Source organism: Rhodococcus sp. 5A-K4 (assembly GCF_046097995.1).
Lineage (GTDB): Bacteria > Actinomycetota > Actinomycetes > Mycobacteriales > Mycobacteriaceae > Rhodococcus_F > Rhodococcus_F erythropolis.
The window spans coordinates 17,147-38,151 of the sequence record NZ_JBJURM010000016.1; the positions used below are offsets into that span (position 1 = coordinate 17,147).

Annotated in this window: 18 protein-coding genes; 9 read left to right on the forward strand and 9 right to left on the reverse strand. The window is 62.8% G+C overall.

Annotated features, from left to right (window positions below; all coding sequences use genetic code 11):
* Positions 1-53: 53 nt before the first annotated feature.
* The 4 genes from ACKAMS_RS20390 to ACKAMS_RS20405 all read right to left on the reverse strand — a co-directional run bounded on the left by ACKAMS_RS20390 (position 54) and on the right by ACKAMS_RS20405 (position 5,401).
* Positions 54-1,778 carry an ABC transporter ATP-binding protein gene (locus ACKAMS_RS20390; RefSeq protein ID WP_095973517.1) on the reverse strand — a complete coding sequence of 575 codons (1,725 nt, stop codon included), beginning with the start codon at positions 1,776-1,778 and terminating at the stop codon, positions 54-56.
* Positions 1,779-1,783: 5 nt separating this feature from the next.
* The gene (locus ACKAMS_RS20395) at positions 1,784-2,740 is read right to left on the reverse strand and encodes an ABC transporter permease (RefSeq protein ID WP_019746638.1); all 957 of its coding nucleotides are present in this window, start codon (positions 2,738-2,740) and stop codon (positions 1,784-1,786) included.
* A complete protein-coding gene (locus ACKAMS_RS20400; protein WP_019746637.1) occupies positions 2,733-3,659 on the reverse strand; it encodes an ABC transporter permease in 927 nt (308 codons plus the stop codon). The genes ACKAMS_RS20395 and ACKAMS_RS20400 overlap by 8 nt, the downstream gene beginning before the upstream one ends.
* Before the next feature lie 125 nt (positions 3,660-3,784).
* Complete coding sequence (locus tag ACKAMS_RS20405; RefSeq protein ID WP_020968269.1) at positions 3,785-5,401, reverse strand: ABC transporter substrate-binding protein; 1,617 nt, start codon at positions 5,399-5,401, stop codon at positions 3,785-3,787.
* A gap of 364 nt (positions 5,402-5,765) precedes the next feature.
* Between ACKAMS_RS20405 and acs the strand changes: the two genes are divergently transcribed.
* Positions 5,766-7,697, forward strand: coding sequence for an acetate--CoA ligase (gene acs / locus ACKAMS_RS20410; protein ID WP_029254340.1), 1,932 nt, complete (start codon positions 5,766-5,768; stop codon positions 7,695-7,697).
* 37 nt (positions 7,698-7,734) lie between these two features.
* On the opposite strand, the gene ACKAMS_RS20415 is transcribed toward acs, so the two are convergent.
* Positions 7,735-8,160, reverse strand: coding sequence for a MarR family transcriptional regulator (locus ACKAMS_RS20415; protein ID WP_046379750.1), 426 nt, complete (start codon positions 8,158-8,160; stop codon positions 7,735-7,737).
* Positions 8,161-8,267: 107 nt separating this feature from the next.
* Between ACKAMS_RS20415 and ACKAMS_RS20420 the strand changes: the two genes are divergently transcribed.
* The 5 genes from ACKAMS_RS20420 (at position 8,268) to ACKAMS_RS20440 (ending at position 14,029) form a co-directional block, all read left to right on the forward strand.
* Positions 8,268-9,347 carry a substrate-binding domain-containing protein gene (locus tag ACKAMS_RS20420; protein ID WP_030535677.1) on the forward strand — a complete coding sequence of 360 codons (1,080 nt, stop codon included), beginning with the start codon at positions 8,268-8,270 and terminating at the stop codon, positions 9,345-9,347.
* Positions 9,348-9,457: 110 nt separating this feature from the next.
* Positions 9,458-10,078, forward strand: coding sequence for an AmiS/UreI family transporter (locus ACKAMS_RS20425; protein WP_019746631.1), 621 nt, complete (start codon positions 9,458-9,460; stop codon positions 10,076-10,078).
* Between the two features lie 26 nt (positions 10,079-10,104).
* On the forward strand, positions 10,105-11,142 hold the full coding sequence (locus tag ACKAMS_RS20430; RefSeq protein WP_019746630.1) for an aliphatic amidase: 1,038 nt from the start codon (positions 10,105-10,107) through the stop codon (positions 11,140-11,142).
* Positions 11,143-11,152: 10 nt separating this feature from the next.
* Positions 11,153-12,208 (forward strand): AAA family ATPase, encoded by a 1,056-nt coding sequence (locus ACKAMS_RS20435; protein WP_408989445.1) that lies wholly within the window; start codon positions 11,153-11,155, stop codon positions 12,206-12,208.
* 135 nt (positions 12,209-12,343) lie between these two features.
* The gene (locus tag ACKAMS_RS20440; RefSeq protein ID WP_408989446.1) at positions 12,344-14,029 is read left to right on the forward strand and encodes a purine-cytosine permease family protein; all 1,686 of its coding nucleotides are present in this window, start codon (positions 12,344-12,346) and stop codon (positions 14,027-14,029) included.
* Between the two features lie 55 nt (positions 14,030-14,084).
* Here the strand turns inward: ACKAMS_RS20440 and ACKAMS_RS20445 are convergent, their stop codons facing one another.
* Positions 14,085-15,476 (reverse strand): MFS transporter, encoded by a 1,392-nt coding sequence (locus ACKAMS_RS20445; RefSeq protein WP_019746627.1) that lies wholly within the window; start codon positions 15,474-15,476, stop codon positions 14,085-14,087.
* Between the two features lie 173 nt (positions 15,477-15,649).
* Here ACKAMS_RS20445 and nhaA point away from each other — a divergent pair, with 173 nt between their 5' ends.
* The 3 genes from nhaA to ACKAMS_RS20460 are packed head-to-tail and all read left to right on the forward strand — an operon-like array spanning position 15,650 to position 18,441.
* Entirely contained in the window at positions 15,650-16,984 is a 1,335-nt protein-coding gene (gene nhaA / locus ACKAMS_RS20450) for a Na+/H+ antiporter NhaA (RefSeq protein WP_019746626.1), read from the forward strand.
* Positions 16,981-17,490: a phage holin family protein gene (locus tag ACKAMS_RS20455; RefSeq protein WP_019746625.1), complete on the forward strand. Its 510-nt coding sequence runs from the start codon at positions 16,981-16,983 to the stop codon at positions 17,488-17,490. Before nhaA ends, ACKAMS_RS20455 begins: the two co-directional genes overlap by 4 nt.
* A gap of 15 nt (positions 17,491-17,505) precedes the next feature.
* On the forward strand, positions 17,506-18,441 hold the full coding sequence (locus tag ACKAMS_RS20460; RefSeq protein WP_019746624.1) for an alpha/beta fold hydrolase: 936 nt from the start codon (positions 17,506-17,508) through the stop codon (positions 18,439-18,441).
* A gap of 3 nt (positions 18,442-18,444) precedes the next feature.
* Here the strand turns inward: ACKAMS_RS20460 and ACKAMS_RS20465 are convergent, their stop codons facing one another.
* From ACKAMS_RS20465 to ACKAMS_RS20475, 3 genes are read right to left on the reverse strand one after another with little or no spacing between them, the layout of a single operon-like run.
* Positions 18,445-19,635, reverse strand: a complete 1,191-nt coding sequence (locus ACKAMS_RS20465; protein WP_019746623.1) for a MarP family serine protease — start codon at positions 19,633-19,635, stop codon at positions 18,445-18,447.
* Entirely contained in the window at positions 19,632-20,351 is a 720-nt protein-coding gene (locus ACKAMS_RS20470; protein WP_019746622.1) for a CoA pyrophosphatase, read from the reverse strand. The genes ACKAMS_RS20465 and ACKAMS_RS20470 overlap by 4 nt, the downstream gene beginning before the upstream one ends.
* Positions 20,348-21,001, reverse strand: coding sequence for a TlpA disulfide reductase family protein (locus ACKAMS_RS20475; RefSeq protein WP_020968261.1), 654 nt, complete (start codon positions 20,999-21,001; stop codon positions 20,348-20,350). The genes ACKAMS_RS20470 and ACKAMS_RS20475 overlap by 4 nt, the downstream gene beginning before the upstream one ends.
* Between the last annotated feature and the right edge of the window lie 4 nt (positions 21,002-21,005).

A 21,005-nucleotide genomic window follows, 5' to 3' on the forward strand; every position in this document is an offset into this window, starting at 1 on the left:
CAACGACGGTACCCTTGCAGCCCCTCTGCGGACTTGCCTACCTACCTGTTGCGTCAGCTTCCCAGCGTGATGGACCCGCCGGGAATCGCGTCGAGCAACTTGCGGGTGTAGTCCTGTTGCGGATTGCCGAACACGTCGTCGATCGGTGCCGATTCGACGATCGAGCCACGCGACATCACCAACACGTTGTCCGCGATCTGGCGAACCACGGCCAGGTCGTGCGTGATGAAGAGGTACGTCAACCCGAACTCTGCCTGCAGGTCGTTGAGCAGGGTCAAGATCTGATCCTGCACGAGCACGTCAAGAGCGGAGACCGCCTCGTCGCAGATCACGACCTCCGGCTGAAGTGCCAACGCTCGCGCAATTGCGACGCGCTGACGCTGTCCGCCGGAGAGCTCGTTCGGGAACCGTCGCATGACCGACTGGGGCAGACCGACCTTGTCGAGAAGTTCGCGGACGCGAGCCTCCCGTTCTGCTTTGGTCCCGACCTTGTGGGTACGCAGCGGCTCTTCGATCGTGCGGTAGATCGAGTACATCGGGTCGAGCGTGCCGTAAGGGTTCTGGAAGATCGGCTGCACTCGGCGACGGAACGCAAAGGTTTCCTTGGCGCCGAGTTTCGCCACGTCCTGACCGTCGAAGACCACGTTGCCTGCGGTGGGCTCGAGCAAGCCGAGGACCATCTGCGCGACCGTCGACTTACCGGAACCCGATTCACCGACGATCGCCGTCGTGGTTCCGCGGCGGACCTTGAAGGACACGTCGTTCACGGCTGTGAAGTCGGTGGTCTTGCGGAAACCCTTGCGCAGCTTGAACACCTTGGTCAGATGATCGACGACAAGAACGTCGTCGGTCGCCTTACCGAAGGACTCTGCCGCACTTTCCTCGGCCTTGACCGCTTCGGCGACCTCTTCCGCCTGTTCGCGAATCTCGGCGCGCGCCACCGACGAGCTGAGCCGCTTCGACGCCAACGACGGCGCAGCAGCGACCAGCTTCTGCGTGTACGGATGCTGCGGGCGCTTCAGAATCTCCAGCGCCGGACCGGATTCGACGATACGACCCTTGCTCATCACGATCAGATGCTCGGCGCGCTCGGCGGCCAAGCCCAGATCGTGAGTGATGAGCAGAACGGCGGTGCCGAGTTCCGTTGTCAGACCGTCTAGGTGATCGAGGATCTGACGCTGGACCGTGACGTCGAGCGCCGACGTCGGCTCGTCCGCGATCAGGAGCTTCGGACGAGCGGACAACCCGATCGCGATGAGTGCGCGCTGACGCATACCGCCCGAGAACTCGTGCGGGTACTGCCCCAACCGGCTCTCGGCCTCCGCGAGTCCTGCCTCCTCGAGCAGTTCCGCAGCCCGAACCTTGGCTGCCTTGCCCTTGGCGATCCCGTTGGCGGCCAGTGCTTCCTCGATCTGGAAGCCCACTTTCCACACGGGATTCAGATTCGACATCGGGTCCTGCGGAACCAAACCGATCTGGCTTCCCCGGATGTGGACGAAGTCCTTCTCCGAGACCTTCGAGATGTCCTTGCCGTCGAAGATGATCTCGCCTGCCGTCACCTTGCCGGTGCCGGGAAGCAGATTGATGATCGAGTGGGCGGTAGTGGACTTACCCGAACCCGATTCGCCGACGATCGCGACAGTCTGACCCGGGTAGACGGTCAGGCTGACGCCTCGAACTGCCGGAACCGGACCGGAATTGGACTGGAAAGACACCTCGAGATCACGAATCTCGAGCAACGGAGTTTCCTCCGAGGTGAGAGTTTCCTTGGTGGTCATCGTGCTCACCGCTTCCGCGACTTGGGATCGAGGGCGTCGCGCAGAGCGTCACCCATCATGATGAATCCGAGAACGGTGATCGCCAAAGCCGTTGCCGGGTAGAACAGAATGGTCGAACCCTGACGCAGCGTCACCTGAGCGTTGCTGATGTCGCCGCCCCACGAAACCTCGGTGGACGGAAGACCGATACCGAGGAAGGACAGCGTCGCCTCGGCAACGATGTACGTACCGAGCGAGATGGTGGCGACCACGATGATGGGCGCCAACGAGTTCGGGATGACGTGGCGGATCAGTGTCTTGAGCTTCGAGACACCCAACGCTTCCGAGGCCATGACGTAATCGTTGTTCTTCGCCGAGATCACCGCGCCTCGAGCGATTCTTGCCATCTGCGGCCAGCCGAAGAGCGCCAGCACGCCGACGACGGTCCAGATGGTGCGATCGGTGAACAGCTGCATCAGGACGATGGCAGCCAGGATCAGCGGGATGCCGAAGAATATGTCGGCGACACGGGAGAGGATCGAATCGGTCCATCCGCCGTAGAAACCGGACAGCGCACCGAAGATCACGCCGATCACCAGCACCGACGCCGTGACACCGACGCCCACGAGTACGGATGCGCGAGCACCGTAGATGGTGCGCGAGTACACGTCACAGCCCTGGCGGTCGAAACCGAACCAGTGCCCTGAGGTCGGCCCCTGCATGCTGTAGGTCAGGTCGCAGAACCGCGGATCGGTGCTCGTGAACAAGCTCGGAAACGCTGCGATGACGATGACCGCGAGGATGATGATCGTCGAGATGATGAACAGGGGGCGCTTGCGTAGGTCGCGCCACGCATCGGTCCACATGCTCGTCGGCGCCTGATCGAGTTTGACGGCGTCCGTCTCCCCCGGTGCCGCAACTTCGGGCGGTGCCACGAAATGACTTTGCCGGACTGCGCGTCCGGTCTTCACGGTCTCAGACATAGCGGATCCTCGGATCGAGCGCGGCGTACAAGAGGTCGACGAGCAGATTCGCGATCAGGTAGATCACGATCAGGATGGTGACGAACGAAACCACCGTCGGCGCTTCACCTCTGGTCACGGCCTGGTAGATCGTGCCACCGACGCCGTTGATGTTGAAGATGCCCTCGGTGACGATGGCGCCGCCCATCAACGTCGCGAGGTCGGCACCCAGGAACGTGACCACGGGGATCAGCGAGTTGCGCAACACGTGCACGCGAACCACTCGTCCACGGGAAAGTCCCTTGGCGGTAGCGGTGCGGACGTAATCGGCAGTCAGATTCTCCGCCACGGACGTTCGGGTCAGTCGCAGTACGTACGCAAACGAGACCGAACCGAGAACCAGGGCAGGGAGCAGGAGATTGGTGAAGCTGGTGTTGCCACCGACCGTCGGCGGGACGATGCCCCATTTGACGCCGATGAAGAACTGAGCCAGGAAGCCGATCACGAAGATCGGGATGGCGATGAGAACGAGGCTGAACAGCAGGACGGTGCTGTCGAAGAATCCGCCCTTACGCAGGCCCGCGATGAGGCCGAAGCCGACACCGAAGACCGTCTCGACGATCAGTGCCATGAAGGCAAGTTTCATCGTGATCGGAAATGCCTGTGCCAGAACTTCACTGACAGGTCGTCCGGAGAACGACGTGCCGAAGTCCAGCGTGAAGATGCCCTTCAGGTACAGCAGGTACTGCTGATAGAAGGGGAGATCGAGGTGGTAGCGCTCCCGAAGCTGTGCTGCCACAGCCGGACTGAGCGCCTTGTCGCCCGCCAACGCGGCAATCGGATCACCGGGAAGCAGGAAGACCATGGCGTAGATCAGAAGAGTGGCCCCGAGAAAAACCGGGATCATTTGAAGCACTCGGCGACCGATGTACCAGAGCATCGGATCACCTCCTTGTCGATGATCGTGTACGTCAGCGGACAGTCCGGTGTGAACACGAGTTCGGGACGGCAGGCAGGGCGCCTGCCGCCCCGAACTCACGTTTCAGATGCGGATCGTTCTACGCGTCAGTTCTTTTCGATGTCTTCGTAGACCGGAACACCGTTCCAGCTGATGGTCACGTTGGAAACGTTCTCCGACCATCCACTGGCAGCGTTGCGGTACCACGTCGGAACTGCGGGCAGGTCCTTGAGCAGGACTTCCTGGGCCTGATCGAGCAGTTCCTGAGCCTTCGCCTGATCGGTCTGGCCGGCCGATTCGCGCAGGAGGCGGTCGAACTCGGGGTTGGAGTAGTCACCGTCGTTGGAGCTGCCGCCGGTCTGGTAGTTCTGCGCCAGGAAGCCGTACTGCTGCGGGTAGTCGCCCTGCCAACCGGAGCGGAAAGAGCTCTGGATGGTGCGGTCGGTGGCTTCGGTGCGGATCTGAGCGAAGGTGGCGTACTGCTTGCCCTTCGCGTCGATACCGAGGGTGTTGCGGATGCTGTTCGCCGTGGCATCGACCCATTCCTGGTGTCCGCCGTCGGAGTTGTAGGCGATCTCGAAGCTGCCGGACCACGGTGCGATGGCGTCAGCCTTGGCCCAAGCAGCCTTGGCCGCCTCGGGATCGAACTTCACGTTACTGTTACCGGTCAGCGAGTCGTTCCAGCCCTTGATTGCGGGGCTGGTGAAGTCGAGTGCAGGCGTCCTGGTCTTGTTGAAGATCTGCTGGGTGATCTGATCGCGGTTGATCGCCATCGAGATCGCCTGACGGCGGAGCATGCCCTCTTCGCCGCTGAAGTGCGGCAGGCGACCCGGGATCGTGAACGTCTCGATGGTTGCCGACGGCTGGTTGACGGTGCGTCCGGGCAGGTCCGACTCGAAGGTCGTGACGGCGCTCGGCGGAACCTGGTCGAGAACGTCGACGTTGTTGGCCAGGAGATCGGTGTACGCCGTGTCGAGGCTGTTGTACATGATGAAGTCGACGCCGGCGTTCTTCGGCTTACGGTTGCCGTTGTAGTCCGGGTTCACGACGGTGTCGATGCGGACGTTGTGCTGCCACGCGCCGGTTCCGTCGAGCTTGTACGGGCCGTTGCCGATCGGGTTCTCACCGAAGGCGGTCATGTCCTTGAACGCGACCTCGGGCAGCGGGTAGTAAGCCGTGAAGCCGAGGCGATCGGGGAACGCCGACTCGGGCTGCTTGAGTTCGATGGTGAAGGTGGAGTCGTCCACAACCTTCAGACCCGACATGGTCTGTGCCGTCGGAACCTCGGCGGCAACTTCGTCGTAGCCCTTGATCGGATCGAAGAACGATGCCTGAAGCTGAGCGTTGGTGGAGAGGGCTCCGTAGTTCCACGCGTCGACGAACGACTTCGCGGTGACGGGGGTGCCGTCCGTGAAGGTCCAACCGTCCTTGAGCTTGACGGTGAAGTTCTGACCGTCGGTGCTCTCGATGGACTCGGCAACCTCGTTCTCCGTACCGCCGTCTGCGGTGTACGAAACGAGACCGGAGAACAGCGAGTCGAGGACGCGGCCGCCCATGTTCTCACTCGTGTTCGTGGGGATCAACGGGTTCTGAGGCTCGCCCGCCCAGGCGTTGACGACGCCACTGGACGATCCGCCCGACGAATCGCCGGACGAACATGCCGTGATCAGCACTGCCGTCATTCCGAGCGCGACCGCGCCGGTCGCTATGCGTGAGATACGCAAAGGAATTCCTTCCACATCTAAGTGACCCCGAGCATGCTCGCGGCCTGCCGACAGCCGTAACTGCCGGCGTCGTGTCGCCTACAACTGAAAGTGAACGTGACTTCGAGTTGCGGTCGAATAATGGTTTGACAATAGACACATCGAACCCGAAGCGCGCACCGCACCCATTGTTGGAAAATTGGGGGTAATTGAATTCGGGCACATTCATTCGTCGGCGGAAGTGACCACCCGTCGCATCGATTCGACCGATCGTCGCAGGACAACGGGTTGCAACGTGATGCAACGGTGCGTTTGAGCGAGCTTGTGACTACCCTCACACGGAGTCAGAAAAGTGTCGATCAATGTGGAAAGAAGGCCGTCAGCCATGACAAGCGCAGCCGAAACAGACGTCCCCCAGGCATATCCGCCGAGCGCAGAGTTCGCTGCGGCCGCCAACGCGGGACCGGAGTTGCAGGCTGCCGCAGATACCGACCGCCTCGCTTTCTGGGCGAATCAGGCTGAGCGCCTTCACTGGCACGAGAAATGGACCGACGTCCTCGACTGGACCGACGCCCCCGTCGCCAAGTGGTTCGTCGGCGGCAAGCTCAACGTCGCCTACAACTGCGTCGACCGCCACGTCCTCGCCGGCAACGGCGACCGCGTCGCCATCCACTTCGAAGGCGAACCCGGCGACTCCCGGGATCTGACCTACAACGACCTCCTCGCCGAAGTCAGCCGCGCCGCAAACACTTTCACCGACCTCGGACTCGTCGCCGGTGACCGCGTCGCGATCTACATGCCGATGATCCCCGAAGCGATCGTCACCATGCTCGCCTGCGCCCGCCTCGGCCTGACCCACTCGGTCGTCTTCGCCGGATTCTCCGCCACCGCCCTGCGCTCACGCATCGACGACGCCCAAGCCAAGCTCGTCGTCACCGTCGACGGCCAGTGGCGACGCGGCGCCGCAGCACCCATCAAAACAGCGGTCGACGAATCCGTCGCCGGCGCCGACTCCGTCCAGAACGTGTTGGTGGTCAACCGGACCGGCATCGACGTCGAGTGGACCGACGGCCGCGACCTGTGGTGGCACGAGACCGTCGCGCAGGCCTCGCCCGAGCACGAAGCGCAGGCCTTCGACGCCGAACATCCCCTGTTCATCCTCTACACCTCCGGCACCACCGGTAAGCCCAAGGGCATCATCCACACCTCCGGCGGCTACCTCACCCAGGCGTCGTACACCCACCACAACGTCTTCGATCACAAAGCGGGACAAGACGTCTACTGGTGCACCGCCGATATCGGCTGGGTCACCGGACACTCCTACATCGTCTACGGGCCCCTCTCCAACGGTGTCACCCAGGTCGTCTACGAAGGCACCCCCAACTCCCCGAACGAGCACCGCCACTTCGACATCATCGAGAAGTACGGCGTCTCCATCTACTACACCGCCCCCACCCTCGTGCGGACGTTCATGAAGTGGGGCCGGGAAATCCCCGACGCCCACGACTTGTCTTCGATCCGTTTGCTCGGATCTGTGGGCGAGCCCATCAACCCCGAAGCGTGGCGCTGGTTCCGCGACGTCATCGGCGGCAACAAGGCCCCCATCGTCGACACCTGGTGGCAGACCGAGACCGGCGCGATCATGATCTCCCCGCTGCCCGGTATCACCGCCACCAAGCCCGGATCCGCGATGGCACCGCTGCCCGGTATCTCCGCGAAGATCGTCGACGACGACGCCAAGCCCCTCGGCCCCGGCGGCAACGGTTACCTCGTCCTCGACGAGCCGTGGCCGGCGATGCTCCGCGGCATCTGGGGCGACATGGACCGCTACCGCGACACCTACTGGTCCCGTTACGCCGAAGAAGGCTGGTACTTCGCCGGTGACGGCGCCAAGTACGACGACGACGGCGCCCTCTGGGTCCTCGGCCGCGTCGACGACGTCATGAACGTCTCCGGTCACCGCATCTCCACCTCCGAGGTGGAATCAGCACTGGTGAACCATCACGGAGTCGCCGAAGCCGCCGTCGTCGGTGCCGCGGACGAGACCACCGGACAGGGCATCGTCGCGTTCGTCATCCTGCGCGAAGGCGTCGAAAACACGGGCGAGGTCCTCATCGCAGAGCTCAAGGCTCAGGTCTCCACCGACATCAGCCCCATCGCAAAGCCCCGTCAGATCACGATCGTGCCGGAACTGCCGAAAACCCGATCCGGCAAGATCATGCGCCGCCTCCTGCGCGACGTCGCCGAAGGCCGCGACCTCGGAGACACCTCAACCCTGGTCGACCCCAAGGTATTCGACGCAATCCGCGGTAAGTAGGGCCTTCGGTCCCTGTGCGCCTTTTTGGTAGTCCCCACTACCAGGAAGGCGCACAGGGGCGGAGCCCCTCTCGCAACTTCACTTCCTCTTTCGACGTCAGCCAGGACTCCTCGGCCACGCGAATGTCTGCGGCAACCCGCTTGTGCAGAGATTTTCCGCGCAAGGAGAGAAACACGCGCACCTTCCGGCGATCGTCCTCACCGACCTCGCGATAGATCAGCGCAAGCGAGACCAACTTGTCCGCAACTCGCGTCAGCGTCGGAGCCGGCGTTCCCGTTCGATCGCGCAACTCAGCCATCGTCAGCCCCTCGGTCGACGCCAGGGCTTCGAGCGTCATCCAGTGATCGAGAGTGAGATTCTCAGCCGCCAGCGTCTTCTCCGCCGCTGCCGCGGCCATTCGAGCCGCTCGGACCAGCGCGGTCGTCAGCGAAGCATCAAGAATTCCGGAGTCACTTTTTCCCACTGATCGCTCCCCCGCTGTTGCGTACTTCACACTTCTCGGGCAATACTTTCAAATGAAATGATAGTAACCCAGGCCAGGCCGCTGACTTCCGATTCCGGCGGCGACGCATGAGCGCTACCGGCGCGCTCGAACGCGCGCGCAGCGCCGTGTGGCGCCTGGGCATGGTGGTTCCCCTCCAAGGACCGGCCGGACTGTTCGGTCCGTCGTGTGAGGCGATCAGCGAATTGGCCGCCCGCGATCTCAACAACTCCGGCGGCGTACTGGGACGCGAAGTCCAGATCGAAGTGATCGACGGCGGCGCTTCGCCGGGCGTCGTCGCAGCCCGCGTGCAACAGCTACTCGACGCAGGCGACATCGACGCCGTCAGCGGTTGGCACATCTCCTCGGTCCGGCACGCACTCGCGCCGGTGGTCGCAGGCCGTATTCCGTACTCGTACACCTCGCTCTACGAGGGCGGCGAGGTCAGACCAGGAATCTACTGTTCGGGCGAAACACCACGACAGCAGATCGCGCCGGCACTGAAGTGGCTGCGCGACAACGTCGGAGCGCGCAAGTGGTTCGTCGTCGGCGACGACTACATCTGGCCTCACAGCTCGCTCGGGGCCGTGAGGCAATTCGCCACCGAACTCGATCTCACCCTGGTCGGCGGTTCGTTTGTCGATCTGGGGCGCGGCAACATGAAGCAGTTGGTCGAGACCGTCTCGAGCTCCGGTTGCGACGGCGTGATCATGCTCCTCGTCGGGCAGGACGCCGTCGACTTCAACCGAGCCTTCGCCCGCCGAGGCCTCGACGAGTCGATGATCCGGTTCAGCCCGTTGATGGAAGAAAACATGCTGCTCGCAAGCGGCCCCCGCGCAACCCGGAACCTGTTTGCGTCGGCAGCGTACTTCCGCTCGATGGTCGACGGTAACTCCATGGACCTGCTCGGGCGCTACATCGCACTGCACGGCGCGCACGCTCCGGCACTGAACAACGCTGCCGAGTCGTGTTACGAAGGGATACATACCCTTTCGGCCCTGGTTCGACGCGCCGACAGCACCCACCCGCACGCCCTGGACGCCGTCGTCGAAGGCGCCGCGTACGACGGACCTCGCGGAACCGTCGAGTTTCGCGATCGCGTTGCACGACAGAAGATTCAGCTGGCCGTCGCCGACGGACTCGACTTCTCGATCATCGCCACCCTCTGAAACCTTCCCCGGAGATCCACCTCTTGACTTCTGTGGCGCGCATCACTTAGTTTCATTTGGAATCATTTCATTTGAAAGTAACCCGTCCCGAAAGTAACCGGAGGTGCCCGATGGGCAGTGTTGGTTTGCTTTACGTGGGAGCCGTCCTCTTCGTCAACGGACTGATGCTGCTCGGCACAGTTCCCGTTCGATCCGCCTCGGTCCTCAACCTCTTCGTCGGCGCACTTCAATGCGTCGTCCCCACCGTTTTGTTGATTCAGGCACAGGGAGATTCGAGCGCCGTCCTGGCGGCCTCAGGCCTCTACCTGTTCGGATTCACCTACCTCTACGTGGGAATCAGCAATCTCGCCGGCTTCGAACCGGAAGGAATCGGGTGGTTCTCACTGTTCGTCGCGTGCGCCGCGCTCGTGTACTCCTTCCTCTCGTTCACGGTGAGCAACGACCCCGTCTTCGGGGTCATCTGGCTCGCATGGGCAGCACTGTGGACGCTGTTCTTCCTGGTGCTCGGCCTCGGCCGCGAGAACCTCAGCCGCTTCACCGGCTGGGCAGCAGTCCTGCTGAGCCAGCCCACCTGCACTGTTCCTGCCTTTCTGATCCTGACCGACAACTTCCACACCACACCCGCGGTAGCCGCCGGTTGGGCCGGAGCGCTTCTGGTTCTCCTCGGCCTGGCCAAGATCCTCGCCGCACCCAAAGCCGCAGTACCCCAGACTCATCCAGTCTTCAACTGATCCACACAACCAAGGAGTGAAAGACAATGCGACACGGTGACATCTCCTCGAGCAACGACACGGTCGGCGTAGCAGTAGTCAACTACAAGATGCCCCGCCTGCACGATCGCGCCGGAGTTCTCGAGAACGCGCGCAAGATCGCCGACATGATGATCGGCATGAAGACCGGACTCCCCGGAATGGATCTGGTGGTATTCCCCGAATACTCCACGCAGGGAATCATGTACAACGAAGAGGAGATGTATGCGACAGCGGCAACCATCCCCGGTGACGAGACCGCAATCTTTTCCGCCGCTTGCCGCGAGGCCGATACCTGGGGAATCTTCTCCATCACCGGTGAACAGCACGAAGACCACCCGAACAAGCCGCCGTACAACACGTTGATTCTCATCGACAACAAGGGCGAAATCGTTCAGAAGTACCGAAAGATCCTGCCCTGGTGCCCCATCGAAGGTTGGTACCCCGGCGACACCACGTACGTATCCGAGGGTCCCAAGGGCCTGAAGATCTCGCTCATCATCTGCGACGACGGCAACTACCCGGAGATCTGGCGTGACTGCGCGATGAAGGGTGCAGAACTCATCGTCCGCTGCCAGGGCTACATGTACCCCGCCAAGGACCAGCAGGTGATGATGTCCAAGGCAATGGCCTGGGCCAACAATTGTTATGTGGCAGTTGCCAATGCGGCCGGATTCGACGGCGTCTACTCCTACTTCGGACACTCCGCGATCATCGGATTCGACGGTCGGACGCTGGGTGAGACCGGCGAGGAGGAATACGGAATCCAGTACGCGCAGCTGTCCGTGTCCGCCATTCGCGACGCACGCGAGAACGATCAGTCCCAGAACCACATCTTCAAGCTCCTTCACCGCGGATACTCCGGCGTGCACGCAGCAGGTGACGGAGACAAGGGCGTCGCGGACTGCCCGTTCGAGTTCTACAAGCTGTGGGTCACCGATGCCCAGAAGGCTCAGGAACGCGTCGAGGCCATCACCCGAGACACAGTGGGCGTAGCGGACTGCCGCGTCGGAAACCTGCCGGTCGAGAAGACAATCGAAGTTTAAGGATCTCGCTGTGCCGTATATCACCGACATGCTCCATGACCGGAACAGTGCAGCACCACCACTGGCCGAGGAACAATCCGAACCCGTACCGGTCGGAGCCTTCGGCGCTCGCAATCTCTCGAAAGCCCTCAGTTCCAAGATCGTCGGACAACAGGCCGCCGTCGACGCAGTGGTTCGGGCGATTTCGATCGCGCATGTCGGTGCCACGGATCCGACGCGTCCGCTCGCCAACATCCTTCTGGTCGGCCCCACCGGCGTCGGCAAGACGGAGTTGGTGCGGCGCGTGGCCGCGGAACTACGGTCCGGGCCCGACGATCTGTGCCGCATCGACATGAATGCTCTTGCTCAAGAGCATTATGCGGCGTCGTTCTCCGGGGCTCCGCCTGGGTACGCCGGCAGCAAGGAGTCCTTCACACTGTTCGACAAGAACACCGTCGAGGGCGATCCGTACACCCCCGGAATCGTCCTGTTCGACGAAGTGGAGAAGGCCGACCCCACCGTTCTACGTGCGCTCCTGCAGGTCCTCGACAACGGCGAACTCCGGTTGGCGAACGGTCAGCAGAAGATCTCGTTCCGCAACAGCTACGTGTTCCTGACCTCGAATCTCGGTTCTGCTGCGGTGGCGGAACGTCGACGGTCCCGGGTGCGGCAGCTCGCCGATCGCGTCCGGATCGATCGACCACACCATGGTCACCACTTGGTGCAGCGCGCTCTCGAGAAGTTCTTCGATCCCGAGTTCTTCAACCGCATCGACGAAACCGTGATCCTCGACGAGTTCGACGAACAGACCGCGGAACAAGTGACCCGGCTCGAGATCGAACTGATCACGACTCGGTTGGCCAGGAGAGGCGTCGACGTCGACGTGGACGACAGCGCCGTCGCTCTGTTGCAACGGCGCGGATTCGATCCGGTGTACGGAGCACGTGGCCTGCGCCGGACCATCCGAAACGTCTTGGCCGACCCGGTGGCCGCCGCCGTTCTCAACCTACGACCAGTCGGGACGCAGCCACTCGCCTTGCAGGCGCGGGCAGTTGGTGATCAGATACAGGTAAAGAAAGTCCCATGAGTGCTCGCTCACGTTGCGGATCGAATCCGCAACGTGGGCGACACATTTCAAACATGTCCGCGTAACGCCACCTCCCTAGGTTGGGTGCCTGCACCACAAAGTGCACATGCACAGGCACCCAGGGGAAGTGACGTCATGACAGCAGTGAACGAGCAGGTGTCCGCCGGCGCACCGGACAGGGCAGATCTCGGTGAGAACGCCGCACTGAAGGAGACTCTGGAGGACTACACCCTCCGATTTGCGCCACGCACCTACCGCAAATGGGGAACCGGCGTCGTCGCGACCTCCGCGCTCGGCGGAATCGCGTATCTCGCAGACTTCTCGATCGGCGCCAACATCGGCATCTCGTACGGCACCGGTAACGCATTGCTGGGCATCGCCGTGTTTGCCGTCGTCATCATGGCCACCGGCTTCCCACTCGCCTACTACGCCGCACGATACAACATCGACCTCGATTTGATCACGCGCGGAAGCGGTTTCGGCTACTACGGCTCGGTGGTCACCAACGTCATCTTCGCGACGTTCACCTTCATCTTCTTCGCGCTCGAAGGTTCCATCATGGCCCAGGGTTTGAAACTGGGGCTCGGGATCCCACTCTCGATCGGATACGCGGTCTCGACCCTGATGGTCATTCCACTGGTCATCTACGGAATGAAGGCTCTGGCAAAGCTCCAAGTGTGGACGACGCCTCTGTGGCTCGTCATGATGGTGCTGCCGTTCCTGTATCTGCTGTTCAAGCACCCAGATTCGGTGAGCGCGTTCTTCGCCTTCGGCGGTGAGGACGGCGCAAACGGCAAGGGCGTCAACTTCGGATCGGTGATGCTGGCCGCGGGTGTCTGCCTGTCGCTGATCGCACAGATCGCCGAGCAGATCGACTACCTACGCTTCATGCCGCCCAAGACGCCGGAGAACACCCGTCGTTGGTGGGCTGCAGTAATTCTCGCGGGGCCCGGCTGGGTCATCTTCGGCGCGTTCAAGCAGATCGTCGGACTGTTCCTCGCCGTGTACATCATCGCGAACGTCGTCGACGGATCTTCGATCGCCAACCAGCCCGTGCACCAGTTTCTCGAGATCTACCAGGACATGATGCCGCACTGGCTGGCCATGACCCTTGCCGTGATCCTCGTGGTCATCAGCCAGATCAAGATCAACGTCACCAACGCGTACTCCGGCTCACTGGCGTGGACCAACTCGTACACCCGCGTCACCAAGACCTACCCGGGACGCATGATCTTCGTTCTGGTCAACCTGGCGATCGCACTGATCTTGATGGAAGCCAACATGTTCGACTTCCTCAACACGATCCTGGGCTTCTACGCCAACTGCGGTATCGCCTGGGTCGTGGTCGTCGCCTCGGACATCGCGATCAACAAGTACTGGTTGAAGCTCTCCCCGAAGGTCCCCGAGTTCCGACGCGGAATGCTCTACGACGTCAACCCCGTCGGCTTCGTGTCGATGCTGCTGGCCGCGGGTATTTCGATCCTGGTGTTCTTCGGTGCTTTCGGTTCGGCGATCAAGCCGTTCTCCCCGATCGTCGCGATCGTCATCGCACTGGTGATGCCGCCGGTCCTCGCCGTCGCCACCAAGGGCAAGTACTACCTGCGGCGCACCGACGACGGCATCGACCTGCCGATGTTCGACGAGTACGGGAACCCCTCCGGCGAAACGCTTCTGTGCTGCGTCAGCGGCATCGAGTTCGAGCGACCCGACATGCTCGCGTCGAATGTTCCCGGCCCCAACGGCGAGAAGCAGTACATCAGTTCCTTGGCCTTGAGCACCGACAAGACCGGTGAGCACGTCCTGCCTGCTCAGCTTCCCTGACAACTGCTGTGCGCCTTTATTAACCGCCGGGGGTTAATAAAGGCGCACAGCAGGGTTATGCCCCTACATCGTCTAGCGACTCACCCTTTGTCTCGCGCATGACCAGCAGCGCAACAAAAGTCAGCGTCGCAGCTACGAGGAGATAGATGCCGACCCAGCCGACGCCGTAGTTCTTCGCGAGGTAGACGGCGATGAACGGCGCCACCGCAGCGCCCAGAATGCTGGCGGTGTTGTACGCGATTCCCGAGCCCGTGTAGCGGACGTTGGTCGGGAAGAGTTCCGGGAGAACGGCACTCATCGGTCCGAAGGTCAGGCCCATGAGCAGCATGCCCACGATGAGGAACGCCAACATGCGGCCGTCGTTCATTCCGTCCGGTTCGAGGAACACGCCGAAGGTCAAGCCGAACACCATGATCAGGCCGGTGATGATCAGCAGTGTGATACGACGCCCGTAACGGTCGGCGAGCCAACCCGAGACCGGCACGGCAGCAGCGAAGAACACGACTGCGATGAGCTGCAGGACAAGGAAATCGGTGTACTTGAAGCCTGCGCCGGTTCCGCCGTCGGCCGCCGTCTTGCCGGTTCCGTGGCTGAGTACCCAGGTGGTCATGATGTAGAAGAGCGTGTACGTCGCGAGCATCACGAACGTACCGATGATCAGCTGACGCCAGCTGGTCTTGAATACCTCGGCGACCGGGGTCTTGACCTTCTCGCCGCGCTCGACTGCACGCGCGAACACCGGGGTCTCTTCGAGCTTGAGCCTGACATACAGGCCGATCATCACCATGATTGCGCTGAGCAGGAACGGAATTCGCCATCCCCAGCTCAGGAAGGCACCTTCGAGGTCCGGGCTGGAATTGTCGTGGTTCATGAACAGCGTGATGATCAGGAACAGTCCGTTGGCCATGAAGAAGCCGATGGGTGCACCGAGCTGCGGCCACATGGCTGCCCAGGCCCGCTTGCCTTCCTTGGCCGTCTCGGTCGCGAGCAGAGCCGCGCCCGACCATTCGCCGCCGAGTCCGAGGCCCTGACAGAAACGCATGAGCGCCAACAACGCCGGGGCCAGCAGACCGATCTGGTGATAAGTGGGCAGCAGTCCGATGAGGAAGGTCGCGATACCCATCGTCAGCAGCGAGCCGACCAGAGTTGCCTTGCGTCCGACGCGGTCACCGAAATGCCCGAAGAGAATCGAGCCGAGGGGACGGGCGACAAACGCGAGTCCGAACGTCGCCAACGACGCGAGAAGCGCGGTGGTGTCGTTGCCCTTCGGGAAGAACAGGTGCGGGAACACCGATACTGCCGCTGTTGCATAGATGTAGAAGTCGTAGAACTCGATGGACGTACCCACCATGCTGGCAACCACGATTCGGCTGCGCGGCACTCCGGCGACGGTATCTGCGTCGCTGCCCTCCGGCTTGGGTGGGTTCTCACTGACTGACGTGCTCAAAACATGCTCCTGCGCCGTTATACGAAAATTGTCCAATTGGTGGGATGGTGTCCCAATCAGTAGGAATTGAACACCCGCGGGGTTTTCCGGCGCAAATTCGGTTCGCTAATTCGGCTCAGCGAGCAATCCGCGATAAAATCCCGTAAAGGTGAGCCGGGAAGTCTGGTCGGCACGTGCATTCGATGCTTTACAACGTCGATCACGTTCATGTCTGTTGCATCCGAACTCGGGTGCACGAACAAAGGTCGTCCCCACGCGTGATCTCCACTTTGCGTTCCGAACTGTCCCGCTATCTGCGCACCGAAACGGTGGGCGGATCGATACTGCTCATCGCCGCTGCCGTCGCTCTGATCTGGGTGAACTCACCTTTCGGTGAAAGCTACATCGCACTGCGCGACTTCCAGATCGGCCCGTCTGCACTCCATCTGGACCTCAGCCTTGGCACCTGGGCGCAAGACGGACTGCTTGCCGTCTTCTTCTTCGTCGCCGGCCTCGAACTCAAACGCGAACTGGTGGTCGGCGAGCTCGCGGACCGCAAAGCCGCGATGCTCCCGATCATCGCGGCGTGCGGCGGCGTCCTGGTCCCCGCGATCATCGCGGCGTCCATCGGCTTCGGCACTCCAGGTATGGACAAGGGCTGGGCCATTCCCGTCGCGACGGACATCGCTTTTGCCCTCGGCGTGCTCGCTCTCACCGGATCGAAGATCCCCGCAAGCGCCCGAGTCTTCCTGCTCAGCCTGGCCGTCGTCGACGATCTGCTCGCCATCATCCTCATCGCCGTACTGTTCACCGGCTCCCTCGCGATGTTGTGGCTGCTGACCGCGGCCGCAGCCCTCGCTGTCTACGCCTACGCCCAGCACAAGCGCATCACGACGCCGTTCCTCTACGTCCCGCTGGCACTACTGACCTGGTACGCGATGCACGAAGCGGGGATACACGCCACACTCGCGGGCGTCGCGCTCGGCCTACTCACCCGTGTCAGGCGCGATCCGGACGAGGAATACGCGCCGGGCAGCCGCCTCGAGCACCGCATTCAGCCGTACTCCGCAGGCTTCTGCGTCCCCGTCTTCGCACTGTTCGCCTCCGGTGTTCCGATCAACGCCGCGGTACTCGGCGACATTTTCACCGACCCCGTCGGGCAATCGGTTGTCGTCGGCCTTCTGGTCGGAAAGACCGTCGGAATCTTCGGAATTTCCCTGCTCGCGATCAAATTGGGCATAGCCACCAAGCCCAAGACACTGGAATTGAGAGACATGTTTGCCCTCTCAGTTCTCGGTGGCATCGGGTTCACCGTTAGCCTGCTTGTAGCAGACCTCGCATTGGACGGGGTCGGCGATGGCAGCGAGGCCGAGATAGCGAAGGCCGCAGTTCTCGTGACATCGTTGGTGGCATCGCTGATCGGATCAGCGCTGCTGTGGCGACGTGGACGAGTTCATGCGGCTCGAGACGACGCTTCCACCGCCATTGCCACGGACGCGAGAGAACTACCTGGAGAGGTCGACAAGTGAGCTTGACCAACGGAGAGAGCCAGCGCTTCACCGGAGATGGAGTACCGAACACGGTCTCGTCCATCCCTCTCACCGATGTGGACGCCCGCACGCCGGGTGAGGCCACCATCGGGGCCCTCGTCAAGGACGCGACCGCACAGGTCTCCACCCTCGTGCGCGCCGAGGTTGAACTTGCCAAGGCCGAGGTCACGGGCGAGGTCAAGAAGGGTCTGCAGGGCAGTGTCTTCTTCATCCTGGCCTTCACGGTTCTGCTGTTCAGCTCGTTCTTCTTCTTTTTCTTCCTGGCCGAGATGCTCGATACCTGGGTGCCGCGCTGGCTGGCGTTCCTCATCGTCTTCCTGATCATGGTGGTGACCACCGCGATTCTGGCGCTGCTCGGTTATCTGCGTGTGCGCAAGCTGAGGGCTCCGGAGAAGACGATCGAATCGCTCAAGCAGGCCAAGAACGTCCTTCCCGGCAGCCATGACGACGCAAAGCCGTCTGTCGATTTCAACGCGCGCCGGTAGCGAGTCTGATCGAAAGTGGCAGCCCCAGATCCATCCACCGTCAGGTTCGACGGCCCCTGGATTCACCGGGACATTCACGCCAACGGCATCCGGTTTCACGTCGTCGAGGTAGGCGACGCGGAGCCGGATGCTCCGTTGGTGGTCCTGTTGCACGGATTCGCCGATTTCTGGTGGTCCTGGCGCCATCAGTTGACGGCACTGTCGGAACAGGGATTCCGCGTCGTCGCCATGGATCTTCGTGGGTACGGCGATTCCGACAAACCCCCTCGCGGCTACGACGGTTGGACGCTCGCCGGTGACGTAGCCGGTCTCATTCGTGCGATGGGTTACGGCAAGGCCACGCTGATCGGTCATGCCGACGGCGGGTTGGTGTGCTGGGCGACCGCGCTCCTGCATCCACGTCTGGTGCGGTCGATCGCGTTGATCTCGTCGCCACACCCGATGGCACTCAAGAAAGCAGTCGTGCGCGACCCATATCAGCGCCGCGCGCTTTTGCCCTCTTTCCTGGCCTATCAGGTACCGCTACGCCCGGAACGTCGGTTGACGGCCGACAACGGCGCCGAGGTGGAGCGTCTGGTTCGCTCGCGGTCCGGCCCCACCTGGCCGCAGCAACCCGAGTTCGCGGACGTGATGACCAAGATGCGGGCCGCGATCCGGATCCCGGGCGTCGCGCATTCCACGCTGGAGTACCAGCGCTGGGCCTTCCGCAGCCAGCTCCGGCCCGAGGGTCGTCGTTTCATGCGTTTGATGGATCAGGTTCTTCGCATTCCGATCGTCCAGATTCACGGCGAACTCGACCCGTACGTGCTCACCCGTACCGTGCGGCGCGACAAGCATTGGGCTCCCGGCGAGAAACTGCGCACCATTGCCGGAGTTGGTCACTACGCGCATCAGGAAGCCCCCGAGCGCGTCAACCGCGAACTCGAGGACTTCCTCCTTACAGAGAAGTGACCGCTACAGAATGCAGGCGCCTGTCGGCACCGGCGTCGACGCCGAGGCAGCCGCGTTCAACTGGCGCGATACTTCCTGGGCGGTGAGGACGAATCCGGTGTCGCTGTCGTCGACGGCAGCACCGAACACTACGCCGAGGACGCGCCCCTGATCGTCGACCATCGGCCCACCAGAGTTGCCCTGCCTGATGGATCCGCGGACGGTGTAGACCTCACGTTGAGTGGTTCCGGCCTTGTAGATGTCCGGTCCGTTCAGGTTCAGGACCTCACGAACGCGGGCTGCGCTGGCCGTGTACGGACCGCCGCCGGGGTAACCGAGCACCAACGCGTTGTCGCCGGTCTGAGCCTGCTCCGGAGCAAACGGCAGCACCGGTGCGTCCAGTCCGGGAACCGCCAGAATCGCGATGTCGACGGCGGAGTCGAAGAGAACCACCTGCGCGGGCAGCGCGCCCTCCATGGTGTCCACCGTGATGCTCTCGGTTCCGGCAACCACGTGTGCGTTGGTCATGACGCGTTCGGGAGCGACGATGAATCCGGATCCCTCGAGCGCGCGCTGGCAACTCGGTGCGACGCCGTTGATGCGTAGAACACTCGGACGCAACTGCGCCGCCAACGGACTGGCCAGAACGCTCGCGTCGGGTGCTTCGACCTCGGTGATGGGCGTACGCCCGAACGGGCCGATGACGTCCGGCAGGCCGGAGGTGTCGAGCAACGCCGAAAACTCCGTCGGGATGCGGCGCAGCCACTGCGGCGCCAGTTCGTCCACGCTGGCGAGAACATCCGAACCACGAACAGCGGCGGCAATATTCGGCTGCGACGAAGAAGTGAGCGGAATCGCGAGCAACCACGCCGCGACCACGACGGCCACCGCCTGTAGACCCGCACCGATGACGCTGTCGACGGATCGCGCCGTCGGACTGTGCATTCCGCTGCGCGCCGCGCGTCCGAGCACCATGCCGGCGACTTCGCCGATGATGACCAACACCACGATCAGCGAGATGCCCGCGAGGATGCGCAGCTTGCCTTCGGTGACGTGCACGAGCAGGTGGGGCGCCAACAGAATTCCGGCGACGGCACCGAGGATCACGCCGACAAACGCCAACGCCGACGCCACCGCACCCTGACGCCATCCGGACGTGGCCGCGATGAGGGCGACCAGAACGATGGCGATGTCCACCCAGCGAGAACCTGTCATCGCGGCACCGCCGAATCCTCGACACCTTCACCGAACTCGGACAGCGCTGTGTCCAGGTCTCTCACGTCCTCGTAGTTCCACGGAATCTCCCAGCCCGACACCGTGAACAGCGCCGCGAGGATTCCTGCTGTGAACCCCCAGACCAGCATGCCGTCGGCGCGGAACGCCGGGCCCTGGTATCCGAGGGGATGGCGAACCTGAAACCGGTTGTCGGGGTCGAGCAACGTGCGCAGCGGCACCCTGGCCACCCGTCCGACCTCGCCCTCGTCCTGAATCCCCACCGTCGTCGGCTGCTCCCAGTAGCCGAGCACCGGCGTCACGTCGAAACCCGACGGCGGGATGAAGATCTCCGGCAGCACGGTGAGCGGCTGAACTCCGCTCGGATCAAGCCCGGTTTCCTCCTGCGCTTCACGCAGCGCGGTGCCGATGGGGCCGTCGTCGCCCGGATCGGCGGCGCCGCCCGGGAATGCGACCTGTCCGCTGTGCTGACGCATCGTCGACGCCCGTTGGGTCAGCAACACGTCTGCGCCCTCCGGCAAGCCGCCGACGGCGAGAGGGTCTGCCTCACGCGGTCCGCCGAAGAGCACGAGCACCGCGGCCGGACGCGTCACGGTCCCGCGCGGCGCGCGACGCTCGAGGACGGGGTTGATCCGGTGTGGATCGGTGGGCTCGGTGCTGGCGACAGCTCGCAACCACTCGGGAACCGGTGTGCTCATACGACGACTCCCAGATATTGCGCCGCAGCGGCGGCGATTTCGTCCGCACTGCGGAAAGGTTGAGGCAAGACCTTGGCGACTGTTCCATCCGCGCGCACGAGCACCGACACCGGCAGCACCGGCGGTGCGCCCACTGCGATCCGTACCTTGCCGTCACCGTCCTGGACGCCAGGCAAACGCACCGAGTAGTCGATGAGTCGCGTCAAAGCGTTCTCCTGATTCGGATCCGAATGCACCGTCAGAACGTTGATGCTGCCCTCGGCGCGCTCCGCGAATTCCTGAAGGTACGGAAGCTCTTCGGCGCATGGCGCGCACCAGTACGCCCACAAGTTGAGCAGAGTCGGTTTTCCGCCGATCGCTGCGGCAAGGTCGACGGGCCGACCGTCTGACACGCAGTCGAGGGTGATTCCGGCCAGCGCCGAGCCGGCCGGAGCTTCGCCCGTCGGAGTCGGACAGGGAGCCAGTGAGGCCTGGCTACGGAGTTGATCGAGCGATTCCGACGACGGAGTGAACGTCGGCGGCTGATACGCGGACGACGACGGACCCGTGGACGTGGGCGTCGTGTCGTCTCCCCCGCGCGGCCAGATCGCCACGACGAGAGCCGCGACGACCACGAGCGCAGCGAGAGACCATCTTCCAGCACTTGTCATCGGC